Annotated in this window: 15 protein-coding genes; 2 read left to right on the forward strand and 13 right to left on the reverse strand. The window is 47.8% G+C overall.

The features are described from left to right. Positions 1 to 2: 2 nt before the first annotated feature. From AC0OMU_RS18275 to AC0OMU_RS18335, 13 genes are all read right to left on the reverse strand, one after another. Entirely contained in the window at positions 3 to 653 is a 651-nt protein-coding gene (locus tag AC0OMU_RS18275; protein WP_014480944.1) for an acetyltransferase, read from the reverse strand. Next, the gene (locus tag AC0OMU_RS18280) at positions 650 to 1,258 is read right to left on the reverse strand and encodes a sugar transferase (RefSeq protein WP_047183222.1); all 609 of its coding nucleotides are present in this window, start codon (positions 1,256 to 1,258) and stop codon (positions 650 to 652) included. Before AC0OMU_RS18280 ends, AC0OMU_RS18275 begins: the two co-directional genes overlap by 4 nt. Then, the gene (locus AC0OMU_RS18285) at positions 1,255 to 2,772 is read right to left on the reverse strand and encodes an MATE family efflux transporter (RefSeq protein ID WP_251217527.1); all 1,518 of its coding nucleotides are present in this window, start codon (positions 2,770 to 2,772) and stop codon (positions 1,255 to 1,257) included. Before AC0OMU_RS18285 ends, AC0OMU_RS18280 begins: the two co-directional genes overlap by 4 nt. Next, positions 2,769 to 3,803: a glycosyltransferase gene (locus AC0OMU_RS18290; protein ID WP_309530066.1), complete on the reverse strand. Its 1,035-nt coding sequence runs from the start codon at positions 3,801 to 3,803 to the stop codon at positions 2,769 to 2,771. The genes AC0OMU_RS18285 and AC0OMU_RS18290 overlap by 4 nt, the downstream gene beginning before the upstream one ends. Then, positions 3,800 to 4,876, reverse strand: a complete 1,077-nt coding sequence (locus AC0OMU_RS18295; RefSeq protein ID WP_474241398.1) for a polysaccharide pyruvyl transferase family protein — start codon at positions 4,874 to 4,876, stop codon at positions 3,800 to 3,802. Before AC0OMU_RS18295 ends, AC0OMU_RS18290 begins: the two co-directional genes overlap by 4 nt. A 4-nt stretch (positions 4,877 to 4,880) precedes the next feature. After that, positions 4,881 to 5,915, reverse strand: coding sequence for a glycosyltransferase family 2 protein (locus AC0OMU_RS18300; protein WP_474241399.1), 1,035 nt, complete (start codon positions 5,913 to 5,915; stop codon positions 4,881 to 4,883). A 24-nt stretch (positions 5,916 to 5,939) separates the two neighbouring features. Continuing rightward, on the reverse strand, positions 5,940 to 7,043 hold the full coding sequence (gene epsG / locus AC0OMU_RS18305; protein ID WP_474241400.1) for a biofilm exopolysaccharide biosynthesis protein EpsG: 1,104 nt from the start codon (positions 7,041 to 7,043) through the stop codon (positions 5,940 to 5,942). Next, positions 7,040 to 8,194 carry a glycosyltransferase family 1 protein gene (locus AC0OMU_RS18310; protein ID WP_474222295.1) on the reverse strand — a complete coding sequence of 385 codons (1,155 nt, stop codon included), beginning with the start codon at positions 8,192 to 8,194 and terminating at the stop codon, positions 7,040 to 7,042. The genes epsG and AC0OMU_RS18310 overlap by 4 nt, the downstream gene beginning before the upstream one ends. Next, positions 8,187 to 9,023: a glycosyltransferase EpsE gene (gene epsE / locus AC0OMU_RS18315; RefSeq protein ID WP_309530063.1), complete on the reverse strand. Its 837-nt coding sequence runs from the start codon at positions 9,021 to 9,023 to the stop codon at positions 8,187 to 8,189. Before epsE ends, AC0OMU_RS18310 begins: the two co-directional genes overlap by 8 nt. After that, complete coding sequence (locus tag AC0OMU_RS18320; protein WP_474241401.1) at positions 9,020 to 10,165, reverse strand: glycosyltransferase family 4 protein; 1,146 nt, start codon at positions 10,163 to 10,165, stop codon at positions 9,020 to 9,022. The genes epsE and AC0OMU_RS18320 overlap by 4 nt, the downstream gene beginning before the upstream one ends. Positions 10,166 to 10,176: 11 nt before the next feature. Beyond that, positions 10,177 to 11,997: a polysaccharide biosynthesis protein gene (locus AC0OMU_RS18325; RefSeq protein ID WP_474241402.1), complete on the reverse strand. Its 1,821-nt coding sequence runs from the start codon at positions 11,995 to 11,997 to the stop codon at positions 10,177 to 10,179. Between the two features lie 234 nt (positions 11,998 to 12,231). Further along, positions 12,232 to 12,915 (reverse strand): protein tyrosine kinase EpsB, encoded by a 684-nt coding sequence (gene epsB / locus AC0OMU_RS18330; protein ID WP_003228249.1) that lies wholly within the window; start codon positions 12,913 to 12,915, stop codon positions 12,232 to 12,234. 5 nt (positions 12,916 to 12,920) lie between these two features. Next, positions 12,921 to 13,625: a YveK family protein gene (locus AC0OMU_RS18335; RefSeq protein ID WP_003228247.1), complete on the reverse strand. Its 705-nt coding sequence runs from the start codon at positions 13,623 to 13,625 to the stop codon at positions 12,921 to 12,923. Between the two features lie 245 nt (positions 13,626 to 13,870). Here AC0OMU_RS18335 and slrR point away from each other — a divergent pair, with 245 nt between their 5' ends. Beyond that, positions 13,871 to 14,329 carry an HTH-type transcriptional regulator SlrR gene (slrR, locus tag AC0OMU_RS18340; protein ID WP_015384706.1) on the forward strand — a complete coding sequence of 153 codons (459 nt, stop codon included), beginning with the start codon at positions 13,871 to 13,873 and terminating at the stop codon, positions 14,327 to 14,329. A 74-nt stretch (positions 14,330 to 14,403) separates the two neighbouring features. Continuing rightward, positions 14,404 to 15,873: a para-nitrobenzyl esterase gene (gene pnbA, locus AC0OMU_RS18345; protein ID WP_474241403.1), complete on the forward strand. Its 1,470-nt coding sequence runs from the start codon at positions 14,404 to 14,406 to the stop codon at positions 15,871 to 15,873. Positions 15,874 to 15,875 lie beyond the last annotated feature (2 nt).

Here is a 15,875-nt window from a genome sequence, read left to right on the forward strand (position 1 = left end):
AATCATCCTTTGTTTGATGTTTGAATGGAAGAAATGATGCGTGCCGGAGCACCGGCCGCCGTTACCCTGTCCGGTATGGGACGGATCACCGCGGAGCCGGCTCCGACAATGCTCCAAGCCCCGATTGTGATCTGCGGTATGACGGATGCACCAGTTCCGACGTGAGCGCCTTCCTGAACGGAAACCGCTCCTGACAGCGTGACACGCGGGGACAGATGAACGTAATCGCTGATTTGATTATCGTGCTCTGCCACTGCACCCGTATTGATGATGCAATGAGCGCCGATGCGCGCATCCGCCTGAATGATCGCGCCCGCCATAATTACTGTCCCTTCCCCAATGACAGCCGACCTGCTGACGATGGCTGACGGGTGAATCAATGTAATAAAATCATCTTTCCTCAGTCCCAGTCGCTCCGCCAGCTGTTTTCTGACACTGTTATTCCCAACAGCAATCAGAAACAGCACATCAGGAATGAGCCTGCGTAGTTCAGTAACGGCTTCCGGCGGTCCTGTGTACCATTCTTTTCCGCCTTCGAACGTTTTGAATTTATCATCCAGCACCGCGGCTAAGCGCGTATCTGAGCGGGCGTTTATCAGCTCTCTGATCACCTTTCCGTGTCCGCCGTCACCCACAATGGCCACGTTTTTCATGAGGACACATCTCCGCTTCCGGTAAACCGTTCCGCGGTCACATGATTGGTTTGCTGAATCCCTTCTGAAACAAGGACCTTTCGCACCGTCAAACATAAAATTTTCAAATCGAGAAAAAATGACCGGTTGTCAACGTACCAAACATCTAATTCAAATTTCTTTTCCCAGGAAATCGCGTTTCTGCCATTGATTTGCGCCCAGCCTGTGATACCCGGCTTCACCTCATGGCGCCGTGCCTGTTTTTCTGTATAAAGAGGCAGATAGTCCATCAAAAGCGGCCGCGGCCCGACAAGGCTAAGATCGCCCTTCAGGACATTCAGGAGCTGCGGAAGCTCATCAATGCTCAGCTTTCTGATCAGCCTGCCCGTTTTCGTCAGCCGGACTTCATCGGGCAGCAGATTTCCCTCACTGTCCCGTTCATCCGTCATTGTCCGGAACTTGTATAGGGTGAACGGTTTGCCGTTCAGGCCTGGCCTTACTTGCTTAAAGAAGACAGGTGATCCTATTTTCAGCCTGACAACGGCGATGGTGAACAGAATGATCACACTCGTACAGCACAACAAAAAAATGGCGGCCGTCAGATCAAAAAGTCGTTTCAGGATCAAAGATTCACAGCTCCTTTCGTTTTTCGAAACCGTTTTAATACCAGCTGTCTTTCCTCTTTTGTACAAACGAGCATAAAAGCGAAAACAGCGTAACAAAAGCTGACTGTCACTCCCGTCGCTATCAGTGACGGCCAGCCGTCAATCTTCACAACGAACTGAATTGCCTTACAGACCGTCCAGGCAAATACAGCGGCTGAAAGAGGCCCGATTATGCCTTTAAAGAACACGTGCTTTTTGTAGCCTGTAATGCGGGATACGTAAAGCGGCGTAAAGATGGCATTTTTTAAAATAAGAGAAATGGCCCCTGCCAATGTTATGCCGTACAGACCGAGATGAGCCGGCCCGCTCAGCGTGACCGCCAGCACCACATTCACCGCACCTAACAGCAGGGTAACAATTGCCGGTGTTTTTTGTTGATTAAAAGCGGTCCATATATAAAACAGCGGCATAAAGGCGAGGCTGACAACCAAGTATCCGGCATGAATAAATAAAAGCGGTGCTATCGACGAAAAGGACGGTCCGAGCCAGATTGTCAGAAAAGGACCCGCCAATCCGCCCAATAAGGCAGCAGGAAGTGCAAGCAAAAGACCATTAAGCCTTACTGCCTTATTTGCGTAATTCATCAATCCTTCCATATCGCCTTTTGAATAATATGAAGTCATGATAGGCGCAAACAGGGATGCGACCGTTCCGGCCAAGCTGCGCAAAAGCAGCGGAAACTGGATAATCGCCGCGTATTTCCCGGAGGCGGACGCCCCCAGCATCAAATTGGCGGTTAACAGATCAATCTGCAAAAAAAGCAGGACGCCGATTTGATTGACGGAGCTCCATGCGCCCGCTTGAAACAGCTCCTTGCTAGTGCGGAATGAAAGATCCTTCATACGAAACGAAAACCATGGAATCAGCTTTTTGAAGAAATAGAAAGACAGCACAGACGCAATAACAGCACCAGCTAAAGCTGCGAGCTGGATCTGCCAGATTTTCGGCGCAAAGTATGCAAACAGGAGCAGCACAGACAGCACCCGTATAAGCATTTGCACCGCCTGAATGGAACTGGTGATATAAAGGCGGTTGGCATAAAATGGTGCAGCGCCGAAGCCGGCCATCAGAAATGTTAAAATAAACAGCACACTGCCGATCAAAATCGACAAACGCACATCTGCCAAAAGCGCTTGCGGCACATTCATGACGCGGTCAATAAAAAAAGCCGAACCCGCAAGCGGCAGCAAGAGCAGCAATGAAATCAAAACAGAGGCCGCTAAATAATTGCTGATATACGCATTTGCTTTCTCCCGCTCTCCCCTGTGGGCAGCAACAGAAAAGAACCGAACGACAACCGAGCTGAGCGCCACGGTGATAACCGAAAAGTAATTAATCACATTTTGTGTCAAGTGAACAAAGCCAAACGCTTCCACACCGAGCGTTTTGACAATAAAAGGCGTCATCCAAACCGACAGGAAAACGGACAAGAGAAAAGCCGTGAGATTAGCGCTGAAATTTATCGTGAATTTCATGCCTGCTTCGCACTGCCTTTCATTGTCCCCCGCTGCTCGAAAAACAGCTTGATGAGAAAAGTGAGCCGCCATTTACACAGTGCTAATACCAAACGCTCTCCTCTTAATAATTTCTCATGCTGAAACGGTGTATGTCTGACAGCCTGCCGCACCATGTCATAGGATAAAATCTGTCTGATCTTCTTTTTGATGTCTCTCGGCGAATTCGGAGAAGCACAGGCATTTGCCAAAAGCATTGGAAGCTGGTGCCTGCAAATGTACACATTCAAATCTTCTTTGCATGCGCCTGCTAAGCCGTAGTGATTGTAGAATGCGATTTTAGCCTGATATTGTTTTTGAAGATGTTCATCCATCGCCGGCTTATAAGGAATTTCTGTCAGGCTGTTCGGGTTTTCACGATAAATGTACAATCCTTCATCAAGCATTTTTACCCGCTCCGCTTCGCAAAAAGCGGACAAATTGAAGGGAGAGTCTTCAGCAAAACGGATGTCTTCATCAAACATCAGATTCGCCCTATCAAAAAGCTCACGGCGGTAAAGATAACGCCATACATACCAGATAAATCTCGTTTCGTGAGCATGTTTAAGCCGTTCAGTCATTTCTCGTTTTGTCAGCACGCGGTTTGCCTCAAGCTGCGGCGGCACATATGTCCGCCTGTCCGATGACTGCTTGTAAAAACCGCATCCGACGATGTCGAGCCGATTTTGCTCCGCTTCTTCAGCCAGCCTCTGGAACATGGAGGATGATACATAATCGTCTCCGTCTACAAAGCCGATGTAAGTGCCCCGCGCGGCCTTTATTCCCGTATTTCGCGCTGAACTAAGCCCGCCGTTTGCCTGATGAATGACCCGGATTCTCGCATCCCGTTGTGCATAGTCCTCTGCAATTTCGCCTGAACGATCCGGTGTTCCGTCATTCACGAGGATGATTTCAATATCAGAAAGCGTTTGACGAAGCAAAGAATCAATGCACTCCCCTATAAATGGTTCAACATTATACATCGGGACAATAATGCTGACGAGCGGGGTCATTGCGCTTCACCGCTGATTTTGTCACGCAGACCTTTAAAATACACATCTCTCGGAAAGCCTGCACGGGGTGTTTCTTTTGTTAAAAGCTCATTAACTGCGGCTGTTACGCGCTCTGGCTCCGGATGTTCTATCAGCTTCATGAACGGGATGTCTTTAAGCCATTGATAGCCCTCCATCACCTTATGGTCAAAGGAGCGAATGACAACACACGGCGTTCCTGTCAGCGCGCAAAAAATCATGCCATGAAGCCTGTCAGTGACGACGGCTTCTGCGCTTTGCAGCTTAGACCACAGTGCTTCAAGTTCTTGTTCGCGTGTATCCCGGCTGACCCGGCGGCCGATCGTTGTCGTAAAGGATTTGATCTCGCCGAATTCCTCAAATAGCGCAGCCTTGACCCGGTTCCTCTGGTCCTCCTGAAGCACGCTTTCCTGATCCTCGCGCAAACACATATAAACCCCTTCGCGTTCTGCGGGGGTCTTGCTTCTGTCTAAATACAGCACCATGTCCGGCTGCTTCAAAATTGTTTTTTCTTGAAAATGCTGTTTCATAAATTGATACGTTGTTTCATCCCGTGCCATGAGCAATAGGCCGGGGTGCGCATTATAAATTTTCTGTGCCCGTTTCAGCTCTTTGCGCCCTTTTTTCGTGTCAGAAAAATGGGCCGTTGCCGGAAGCTGGACAACCCGATAGTCACGGAATGTGTTAATGATGAAGCGGCGCGTCCACTCCTCATAACGGTATAAATCCCCCATGTTTCCGCCGCCGATGATAAAGACCATATCCTCCGGATGGCGCGAGCGGATCAGGCTTTTTGCTGATTTGTAAATGTCCTTCATATCGACCTCGACGATGTCAAAGTCCGAGTATTCCTGCTCAAGAAATGCCTTGCTGGCATAAGCAATTGCATGATCTCCCAAATTGTCATGGGACGGCAGCAGGGTCAGTATGATTTTTTTCTGATGTGCTGCGGCCTTTACCGGCTGATCTGCCGGTCCCAGCCAATATTGGGACGGGTATTTGACCTTTAGCAGCAGCCATTCTGCAAAATTGATTTTCAACGATTGTAACGACATGTCCTCACCCTCTGTTTCTCATTTTGTACTCGATCACCCGCTGATACACAGCCGATGCCATAGCGACGAACGGAATCATTCTGTATTTCGCCATCAGAAGCAGGCATGACCGTTTTGCGTCAAAAGGAGCAGTACCCGTTTTTGAAAGACTTTCTTGAAACACCGGGTCCGCGCATATCACGCCAACATTTCTAAGCTTTTCAAACAGCCGGCGGCTGCCGCTCGTTTTCCATTCATTCAGCATACAGATGCTGCTGTGAAGAACGATAAAGGTATCAAGCTCCTTGCGATACTCCTCCAGTTTGTTATTCTCCTGTAAAAACGCCGCATTCGCCTCATACAGCGCAAGTCCTGATTCAAACAATTTTTTCTGATAGCGCTGCACAATGGAGGAAAGGTGAATTCGGTAATGATAGAGCGGCGTTTTTACGTAGGATACTGAGCGGGCGAAAAAATGAGCCCTGAAGCTGAAAAACTGATCCTCGACATGCTCCAGCTCGCCTCGGAGCGGAAACGACAGCCGATGGGCTTCAATCATGCTTCTTCTGTACAGTTTGTTCCATGAAAACCCTCTGACCTTCCCTTCGAATAACGCCTTGATATAGTGCTCCTTCGGCTGATTCTGATAGGTTTGGGCAATGTCTGAGTCCATGGTTTTGCCAGTGTCCTCAAACTCTGCGGCGTAATTGCAAATGACCAGATCAGTTTCATCGCCTGCTGCTCGGAGCATCTGCTCGCAATAATCAGGTTCGATCCAATCGTCTGAATCGATAAACGCGATAAATTCGCCGCGTGCTGCCTCAATGCCTTTATTCCGAACCGCACCGAGACCCTGGTTCTCTTGATGAATCACCTTGAACCTGTTGTCCATATTGGCGTATTCTTCTGCGATATCCGGGCTGGCGTCTGCTGAACCGTCATTAACAATGATGATTTCTATATTGTCCACTGTCTGGTTCCGCAGTGATTCGAGACACGTTCTGATATATGTTTCTGTGTTATAAACAGCGACTAACAGACTAACCGCAGGTGTTTCCATAATGACCGGCTCCTCTTGCATAAATTACCGGGAAAAAATCGTTCTGTAAGGCAGAACGGATGAATCAACCGGCATAAGCAAATAACTGTAAAGAAAATAACAAACAATGATAGCAATATAGATAAGGGCATTCGATTTTTCATCAAATATCCTGACGAAATAAGGGACTAAGATCATTTGATACAGACCGAAATAAATATTGAATCTGGCAAAAATCACGTCCTTTGTGGCCAAAAGGCCGAATAAAAAACCAAGCAGGCACAAATTTACGACAATATCGATTTGCGGCCATAGACGCCGCAGTCGTTCTTTATAGCAAAATGCAAGAAACAGCGGCAGAACCAAAACAGCGATTTTGATCACATTCATTCCATTTGTGTTCGTCATGAGCCATTTTTCATAATGGCTGTATGAGCTGTTTTCAAGTACAACGACAAACACAGAAATAAATTTTTGATATAAAAATGTCATGCCGAGAAATAAAGCGGATAGGCCAAATATCGCCGGTGACCAGGCTTTTCTTCTGACAATAAAGTACACTGGAATCATAATTAGCGCCGACGAATGAAAGAGCGAGCTGACCAGCACAATCAGGAAATATCGCTTCCAGTTCCCGCTGATGATATAATGGATCGCCCAAAACAAAGCAGCTGCGACCATGTATTGCCTGATGCCGTTAAAAGACGCGTAGTAATGAAAGGTTCCCAAAAATAAAAAGACACTCAGCTCAAACGGCCTGCCATAGTCGGCGAGTGTCTTCATAATAAAGCTGTAGGTCACGACCGCCACCGTAAAATACATGATTTGCGGATCTTCCGTGATGAAATTCATCAGCCAAAGGAGTGCGGTAAACCCCGGATCGGTCGCCGTTTTTGCTGTGCCGAAACCGAATATCTGCCACACACTTTGATAATCGCCCGCCAATTCGTACAGCAGCGTATACGTCTGAAAATCCGTGCCGACTCGATAGCGGAGACCTGACACGAGCACAAGTGAAGCGAGCGGAATCCAGATCAAAAGCTTATTCGGCCGATACCCCGTGGCAAGCGAATCGTCACGGCCGCCGCACATTTTAGCGAACCAAGACCAAATAAATACAATCCCCATATTGACGGCATATACAATCATCGGTTATGGTCCTTTTCCGTGCTGATGTTGTATACATTCAGCAACGCTCCTACATTTTGCTGTGCATCGTAGCCAAGTTGAGCGAGTGTTTCTTTGATGAACTCACGCTTCGGCCTGCCTGCGGCGGCCGCCCTCGCAATGGTTTCAGCCCAGACGCTGACCGGCTCAGAAAGGCTTAATCTTGTGACAAGCCCGAGACCGGCGTCGACTTTTTCTGTAATGCTGTCTGAAATGATGCATGGAAGCCCCGACGCCTGCGCTTCCACAAGCACAACCGGCAAGCCTTCGTACAGAGACGGCATGACAAATACATCGAATGTTCGCATCAGTTCATGGATCCGTTCTTCCGTGCCTAAAAAGAGGACGTCTGAAAGCAAATTCTGATGCCGCGCCTCCTCCTCTATCTCCCCGCGCAACGGCCCGTCTCCCGCCAGAACGAGCTGAAAGCGAACGCCTCTTTCTTTGAGATGTGCGGCAAGTTTCAGCAGGAACGCGTGGTTTTTCACTTCATGAAACCGGGCCACATGGCCGATGATGAGCCGGTCAGCTGCAATGCCGCGTGCTGCTTTTTCTTCATCAGCCGCCTGCCCATTTGGGGCGAACAACTCAAGGTCAATCCCGTTAGGAAGAAGGTGAACACGCTCCCGCTCCATGTTGGACTGTCCAAATAAAAACCTGCCCGCATCCTCTCCGCAGGCACACAGCGCTGTCGCATTTGCCAAAATGAGCCGCCTGAACACCATCAGCTGCAAGCGATCCTTCCAATTGAAGCCGGTCTTCCAAGACGTATTGTGGGAGTGGCATACCCTGACCGGCACTCCGGCGAGCCTTGCCGCAAGGGCGATAAAACCCGTTTGGAAATCCGTGTGCGCATGAACGGCGCTGAACGGCCCGTTTTCTTTTATCGCGTTTCTCACATTCCTCACAAATGTAAGGGGATTGCTTTGCCCAATACTCGGGACATAAAAAAGCCGCCCGCCTAAAGATAAAATCTCTTCATCGTAAGCGCACGGATCATTTCGATGCGTTAAAAAGTCAAATTGCACTTTGCTTTTGTCCATTTTCCGATATAAATTCATCACCATGGTTTCCGCGCCGCCCCTGTTCATGCCGCTGAGAACATGGAGCACGCGCTTTTGGCTGCTATTCATGCTTGACAAGCCCTTCCTTTTGGTTCATCACTCTTTTTTTATGGTAGCGATTCATCACGGCTGCAGGCATAAACGCGCGGATTAACGGTTTTGCGATATATATGTAATCAGATAAAGGAAGCTTCAAGCGTCTACACGCCTGATAGACAAGAATGGCATTGTCGATTGAATACGTAAATGACCGCCGTTTGAATGCATCGCTGTCTTCCCTCACTTTATACAAGGCTTCCTGAAGATTATAGCCCCTGAAGCCCTCTTCAAAAAAGCGAAGCCACAAATCAATATCTTCCATTCGTCTCGTCCGCCGCACCGACCGGTAGCCTTTCAGCGTGCGGTAGGCACTCGCTCTCATCATAATCGTGCCGTGGCAAAATGGGGTCCCTTTTGCCATGATGCCCGGCTCCGGAACAGAAGGCAGAATGCGGGTGCCTCTTACGCCAAATTCATCAAACACAAGCATGCCGGTGCCAACCACCTGATAATGTCGGTGCTTTTCTAAAAACGCGACCTGCTTTTCCAGACGGCGCGGAAACGAAAGGTCATCTCCATCCTGACGTGCGATATAATCGCCTGTCGCATGCGAAAGACAATGATTTAATGATGCGGCAAGCCGCTTATTTGTTTTGTTTTGAATCAGTTTGATGCGGTCGTCGTAGTGAGCGGCATACTGCTTCGCGATGCGGAGCGTGCCGTCTGTTGACGCATCATCGCACAAAATCAGCTCCCAATTTTTATAGGATTGGCTGAGTATGGATTCTATGCTTTCTGCCAAAGTGCGTTCGCAATTATAAATGCCCATAATGACAGAAACTTTCGGTCCTGAGTTCATACGCTTTTCTCCTTTGTATCCATATCCATGTAGGCGGAATAAATATCTGCCATTTCTTCCACCGTTCGCGCCTCCGAGAAGCGCAAGGCTGTTTTTCGGCCTTCCTGTCCCAGCTTTCGGCAGAGTTCCGGCTTATGGTAAAGCTGTTCAATCCGGCGGGCAAAAGCAGCACTGTCACCGATTTTGATCAGAAAACCGTTTTCTCCGTCGCGGATGATTTCCCGATGCCCGCGATTATCTGTGGCGATCGCCGGTTTTTCTGCCGCCATTCCCTCAAGCACATTCATGCCGAGGCCCTCTCTAATGCTGGATGCGACAGATACATCCGCAAGCTGAATCAGCTCATGTATGTCGCTGCAAAAGCCGTAAAAACAGACATTGGCGGAAGCGCCAAGCTTTTCAGCTAACGTTTGATACGTTTGTTCCATGGCCCCTTCCCCGGCAAACACAAGGCGAAGCGAAGGAATTTTTTCTTTTAGCAAGGCTGCGGCTTCAATTAACTGCTTCTGGTTTTTGTTCAGATTGAGCTCAGCCGGATAAACCAATATAAAATCATCTTCACGGAATCCGTGCTTTTCTCTGAGTCTTTGCTGCTCTATCGGACTGACAGGCCGGAAACGCTCGGTATTGACACCAATGCCGTGAATTTTCTGCGTCCTTCCGCCCGGCCTTTGAAGTCCTTTCGCCCGTGTGTAATCCTCTTCATTAATCGTAATCAGACAGTCCGTATATGCTGAAAGCCATTTCTCGACCGGATAGTAAAGAAGCCAATTTTTCATTGGTGCTCCTTTGCAGAAGTGAAATCCGTGCGCTGTGTACAGCACCTTTGTTCCGTGCCGCCGTGCCTGCCTCGCCGCCAGCCTGGCGAGAACACCGCCGACCGGTGTATGGCAATGGACAATGTCGTATTCATAGGTGTCGATCACTTTCTTCAGCTGCCTATAAACGGCCAGGTTCTGAGGGTCAAAAGGTGACCTGCGAATCGGAATGGAGAATTTCTCATCCACATACGGCAGCTTGGTTTGTCCGTTCGCGGCGACATGAACCTCCCAGCCCATTTGCTTGAACCATTTAAAATAAGGGAGGTGAAAGGCCTTAAAATGATAATCAACAGTCGCGCAAAACAATATCTTTTTCGTCATCTTCACTCCCCCTAATGAACGCTGGCAGCCGTCATTTCTTCTGATGTATTGATTGCCGCAAACAGCCTCGCTCTCAGGTCGGCTTCCGGCAGCTCATGAAAATCCTCGATAAAGCGCATCAGCACCGGCCAATCGCCGTCCACCGCTTTACCGATGTGAATTTTTGGAAAGATTTGTTCAGCATGGACTTCATTTTTGTTCAGTAATTCTTCATACATTTTTTCGCCCGGACGAATGCCTGTGAATTCAATCGGAATCTGCTCAGCCGTGTAGCCGGACAAATGAATGAGGTTTTTGGCAAGATCCACTATCTTTACGGGCTCTCCCATATCGAGAACGAAAATTTGACGCCCTTTCGCCAGTGCCCCAGCCTGAATCACAAGCCTTGATGCCTCGGGAATCGTCATGAAATAGCGGGTCATTGCCGGATGTGTTACTGTCACCGGGCCGCCTTTTTCAATCTGTTTTTTGAAAATCGGAATGACGCTGCCGCGGCTCCCGAGTACATTGCCGAAGCGAACAGCGACAAATTTGGTTCTGCTGACTTTCCCAAGATTCATAATAATCATCTCTGCGAATCGTTTTGTCGCCCCCATTACATTGGCTGGGTTCACCGCTTTGTCCGATGAAATCAGCACGAATGTCTCTGTTCCCGACATATCGGCTGCTTCCGCGACATTTTTTGTTCCGATAATATTGTTTTTGACCGCCTCTTCAGGGTTGTGTTCCATTAAAGGCACATGCTTATGGGCAGCTGCATGATAGACAACATGCGGCTCGTACTTTTTCATCAAGGTAAACATTTTATCGCGGTCCTGCACATCAGCGATTTCCGTATGGAACACAATGTGTTTGCCGAATCGTCCGTTCAGCTCTGTATAAATCGAATGAATGCTGTTTTCCCCATGGCCGAGCAGAATGATTTCCTTAGGCTGAAACGCGCTGATCTGACGGCAGATTTCCGAGCCGATTGATCCCCCCGCTCCCGTGACGAGAACTGTTTTTCCTTTGATGCGGTTCGAAATTTCGCTAGTGTCGAGGGTTACCGGCTTTCTGCCGAGCAAGTCCTCAGCTTTTACATCTCTGATTTGTCCGGCAGTTCGTGTGCCAAGCAGCATTTCATCAAAATGAGGCATAATTTTAATGCTTACTCCGGTTCGCACACATTCTTTATATAACACCTGAAGCTCATGGGTGCGGAGTGAAGGAATGGCAATAATAATATAATTAATTTTGAGCTTTTGCACCGCAGGCATGATACTTTCTTTTCCGCCGATTACGGGCAGCCCCATAATTTCTAATTTATGCTTCGTTTGGTCGTCATCAATAAAAGCGACAGGTATGATATCAGGTTCATCTTTCGAAAGCAGCTGCCTGACCATCAGAGTCCCACCTGAACCCGCCCCGATAATCAGCGCGCGGGACGAGGCGCAGCGTTTTTTTCTGATGCTTTCGTTTAATACTCTGGATAAAATACGGGTCCCTCCAATAGACAAAAGCTGAAGCACCCAGCACGCGGTTAACAGACGGAAGAACATCGTGTGATACACAGCATACTGAATGACGCCGGTCACAGCGGCTGAAAGCGTAATGCCCTTAAGCAGGACAATCAGCTCGCCGAGTCCGGTGTATGTCCACACCTGTTTATACTGATTGAACAGGAAAGCACACACATGATAGCTGAGGAGCAAGCTGACAGCGGTAAGCAGTAATGCTCCGGAGTCATAAAATTGATAGGAATCTTTTAAAAATTGATATCCTGCAATAACTGAATTTAAAACGAGGTAAGTATCCAGCGCAATAATCATTGACAGTCTTCTCCGGTAACTCAACCTTTTCCCCCCTAATTCTTTTATCGGTTTAGCTGCGGCGGTTTTCGTCTCTCCAAAAAATCGGCAGCAGCTAAACCGACAATACGTCCTATGTATATATCAGATAAGTGGGCATTTAACCCATCCTCACGCCCCGCCAGCGACGACCAGCATCTAAGGCAGCAACTTCAGCTGCCCACAGCAGAGCCGAGTGCCTCCATTGATACAGGTCAGGAGACATCACCTTTACAAAAACTAGTAGGAATAGTGTTCCGATTTTTTCATTTTCTTTTTGTTTAAAAGAGCGCCTAACAGCTTCGCATTGGATTGTTCCAGTGCATCCTTTGCTTTTAGAACGGTATCGGTTTTTGTTTTTCCGCTTAAAACGACGAGCACGCTGCCGTCTGTCTGATTTGCTAGAATCTGAGCATCCGCAACAGCCAAAAGCGGAGGGGAATCAAAGATGACGAGGCTGAATTGTTCATAGATCTCAGATATTAAATCTCCCATTGCTTTTGAAGACAGCAGTTCTGCCGGGTTTGGCGGGGTCGGCCCGCTTGTCAGTACATATAAGTTATCGATCGGCGTCTTTTGCACCGTCTCACTGAGTGAAGCATTGCCGACCAGCACATTTGTCAGCCCGGTTACATTATCAACCTGAAACGTCTGATTGATGGTCGGCTTTCTTAAATCGGCATCCACCAGCAGTACTTTCTTTTCCTGCTGCTGCGCAAAGACAGCCGCAAGATTCGCAGCACTGAACGATTTACCTTCACCAGGCACAGAGGAGGTGACGAGGATAGATCGCAAGTTGGTCTGGACAGATGAGAACTCAATGTTTGTCCGAATGGTGCGATATTGTTCCGCAACAACTGATTTATTGTGTAAAACAGATATTTGAGCCAAACCTCGCCTTGCTTTCTTTTTTCTAAAGATCACTCGCTTCACTCCCCGAAATGTTTTATCCCGCGATTCCGCCCTTTGTGGACATCAGGAACGGAGCCTAAGCATGGCAATCCGGTTCTCTCGCTGAGCTGCCGTGCGCTTTTGCACGTATCATCGAGAAAATGCAGAAAAAATGCCAGTGTAATGCCGCCCATGACAGCAGCGCCAAAAGCCATGACCATATTTCGCAGCCTGGCCGGCTTGATCATCGGGCTTTCAGAAGCCTTCGCCTCTGATAATATATGTACGCCTTGTACATTCATTCTTTCATCTACTTCTTTTTCAAACTTGTTCACTAATGTGTTCGCAATCTCAGCTGCTTTCGCCGGATCGTGATCCTGAACGGCAACGTTGATTATTTCTGATTCATTTTCACTGCTGGTAACCACTTTTCCTTTCAGCGAGGAAGCCGATTCAGATAGGTGCAATTCCGCCTTAACTTCTTCCATCAAGGCAGTGCTTTTCATAATCGATTGGAACGTGCTGCTATACTGAAGATTTCGCTGGATGTCACTGAGATTCGAGTTTTCTTCACCGTCTGATTCATGAACCAGCACCTGTGTCGACGCCTGGTAGGTCGGTGAAATGACCTTAAATTGCACAAAACCCATAATAAGGGTGACGCCGATTGTGATGAGCAGAATCAGCACGAATCTGTGTCTGACAATCGCATATAATTCTTTGAAACTCATATTCTCATTCATGTATTCATAGCCTTCAGCCTTCCCGCGGCTGGCTTCCCGCGCCCCTTTCTGTTAATGATTGGATTATAAAAGAAAACGTTATTATTTAAAAATTGCAAAATAAGCCAATAAGTTCTCTTTAGAGAACAAAATCATGATTTTCCTCTAATTTACTGCACTTCCCTTATTATTTTAAATTTTATAAAGAACGAAAAATTCCTTATAATGAACGAAATAATGACAGGAATAGAGGAGAATTTTATATTATGATTGGAAGAATTATCCGTTTGTACCGTAAAAGAAAAGGCTATTCTATTAATCAGCTGGCTGTTGAGTCAGGCGTATCCAAATCCTATTTAAGCAAGATTGAAAGAGGCGTTCACACGAATCCGTCCGTTCAATTTTTAAAAAAGGTTTCTGACACACTGGAAGTTGAATTAACAGAATTATTTGACGCAGAAACAATGATGTATGAAAAAATCAGCGGCGGTGAAGAAGAATGGCGCGTACATTTAGTGCAAGCCGTACAAGCCGGGATGGAAAAAGAAGAATTGTTCACTTTTACGAACAGGCTGAAGAAAGAACAGCCTGAAACTGCCTCTTACCGCAACCGCAAACTGACGGAATCCAATATAGAAGAATGGAAAGCGCTGATGGCGGAAGCAAGAGAAATCGGCTTGACTGTCCATGAAGTCAAATCCTTTTTAAAAACAATGGGAAGATGATGATCAGTTAAGGGCTAACGTTCGCATCTATAGGGTAAATCTGTTTATAATGGGGGAAAAAGGGAGAGAGCACAATGACTCATCAAATAGTAACGACTCAATACGGCAAAATAAAAGGCACAACGGAAAACGGCGTGCATAAGTGGAAAGGCATCCCCTATGCCAAGCCGCCTGTCGGACAATGGCGTTTTAAAGCACCTGAGCCGCCTGAAGTGTGGGAAGATGTCCTTGATGCCACAGCGTACGGCCCTGTTTGCCCGCAGCCGTCTGATTTGCTCTCACTGTCGTATGCCGAGCTGCCCCGCCAGTCCGAGGATTGCTTGTATGTCAATGTATTTGCGCCTGACACTCCAAGTCAAAACATGCCTGTCATGGTGTGGATTCACGGAGGCGCTTTTTATCTTGGAGCGGGCAGTGAGCCATTATATGACGGATCAAAACTTGCGGCGCAGGGAGAGGTCATTGTCGTCACACTGAACTATCGGCTGGGGCCGTTTGGCTTTTTGCACTTGTCTTCATTTGATGAGGCGTATTCCGATAACCTTGGGCTTTTAGACCAAGCCGCCGCACTGAAATGGGTGCGAGAGAATATCTCAGCGTTTGGCGGTGATCCCAATAACGTAACAGTATTTGGAGAATCCGCCGGCGGCATGAGCATTGCCGCGCTGCTCGCTATGCCTGCGGCAAAAGGCCTGTTCCAGAAAGCGATCATGGAAAGCGGCGCTTCTCGAACAATGACAAAAGAACAAGCGGCAAGCACTGCGGCTGCCTTTTTACAGGTCCTTGGGATTAATGAGAGCCAGATGGACAGATTGCATACTGTAGCAGCGGAAGATTTGCTTAAAGCGGCCGATCAGCTTCGGATCGCAGAAAAAGAAAATATCTTTCAGCTGTTCTTCCAGCCCGCCCTTGATCCGAAAACGCTTCCTGCTGAACCAGAAAAAGCGATCGCAGAAGGGGCTGCTTCCGGCATTCCGCTATTAATCGGAACAACCCGTGATGAAGGATATTTATTTTTCACCCCGGATTCAGACGTTCATTCTCAGGAAACGCTTGATGCAGCGCTCGAGTATTTACTAGGGAAGCCGCTGGCAGAGAAAGCTGCCGATTTGTATCCGCGTTCTTTGGAAAGCCAAATTCATATGATGACTGATTTATTATTTTGGCGCCCTGCTGTCGCCTATGCATCCGCACAGTCTCATTACGCCCCTGTCTGGATGTACCGGTTCGATTGGCACCCGGAGAAGCCGCCGTACAATAAAGCGTTTCACGCATTAGAGCTTCCTTTTGTCTTTGGAAATCTGGACGGATTAGAACGAATGGCAAAAGCGGAGGTTACGGATGAGGTGAAACAGCTTTCTCGCTCGATACAAACAGCATGGATCACATTCGCCAAAACAGGAAACCCAAGCACCGAAGCTGTGAATTGGCCGGCGTATCAGGAAGAAACAAGAGAGACGCTGATTTTAGATTCAGAGATTACGATCGAAAACGATCCCGAATCTGAAAAAAGGCAGAAACTATTCCCTCCAAAAGGAGAATAAAC

The sequence above is a fragment of the Bacillus sp. FAU18 genome (assembly GCF_056033885.1).

What these genes read in the sequence shown, in the direction of transcription:
- AC0OMU_RS18275 (WP_014480944.1), bottom strand. Translation starts at nt 653, where the DNA reads ATGAAAAACGTGGCCATTGTGGGTGACGGCGGACACGGAAAGGTGATC.
- AC0OMU_RS18285 (WP_251217527.1), bottom strand. Translation starts at nt 2,772, where the DNA reads ATGAAATTCACGATAAATTTCAGCGCTAATCTCACGGCTTTTCTCTTG.
- AC0OMU_RS18290 (WP_309530066.1), bottom strand. Translation starts at nt 3,803, where the DNA reads ATGACCCCGCTCGTCAGCATTATTGTCCCGATGTATAATGTTGAACCA.
- AC0OMU_RS18295 (WP_474241398.1), bottom strand. Translation starts at nt 4,876, where the DNA reads ATGTCGTTACAATCGTTGAAAATCAATTTTGCAGAATGGCTGCTGCTA.
- AC0OMU_RS18300 (WP_474241399.1), bottom strand. Translation starts at nt 5,915, where the DNA reads ATGGAAACACCTGCGGTTAGTCTGTTAGTCGCTGTTTATAACACAGAA.
- epsG (WP_474241400.1), bottom strand. Translation starts at nt 7,043, where the DNA reads ATGATTGTATATGCCGTCAATATGGGGATTGTATTTATTTGGTCTTGG.
- AC0OMU_RS18310 (WP_474222295.1), bottom strand. Translation starts at nt 8,194, where the DNA reads ATGAATAGCAGCCAAAAGCGCGTGCTCCATGTTCTCAGCGGCATGAAC.
- epsE (WP_309530063.1), bottom strand. Translation starts at nt 9,023, where the DNA reads ATGAACTCAGGACCGAAAGTTTCTGTCATTATGGGCATTTATAATTGC.
- AC0OMU_RS18320 (WP_474241401.1), bottom strand. Translation starts at nt 10,165, where the DNA reads ATGACGAAAAAGATATTGTTTTGCGCGACTGTTGATTATCATTTTAAG.
- AC0OMU_RS18335 (WP_003228247.1), bottom strand. Translation starts at nt 13,625, where the DNA reads ATGAATGAGAATATGAGTTTCAAAGAATTATATGCGATTGTCAGACAC.
- slrR (WP_015384706.1), top strand. Translation starts at nt 13,871, where the DNA reads ATGATTGGAAGAATTATCCGTTTGTACCGTAAAAGAAAAGGCTATTCT.
- pnbA (WP_474241403.1), top strand. Translation starts at nt 14,404, where the DNA reads ATGACTCATCAAATAGTAACGACTCAATACGGCAAAATAAAAGGCACA.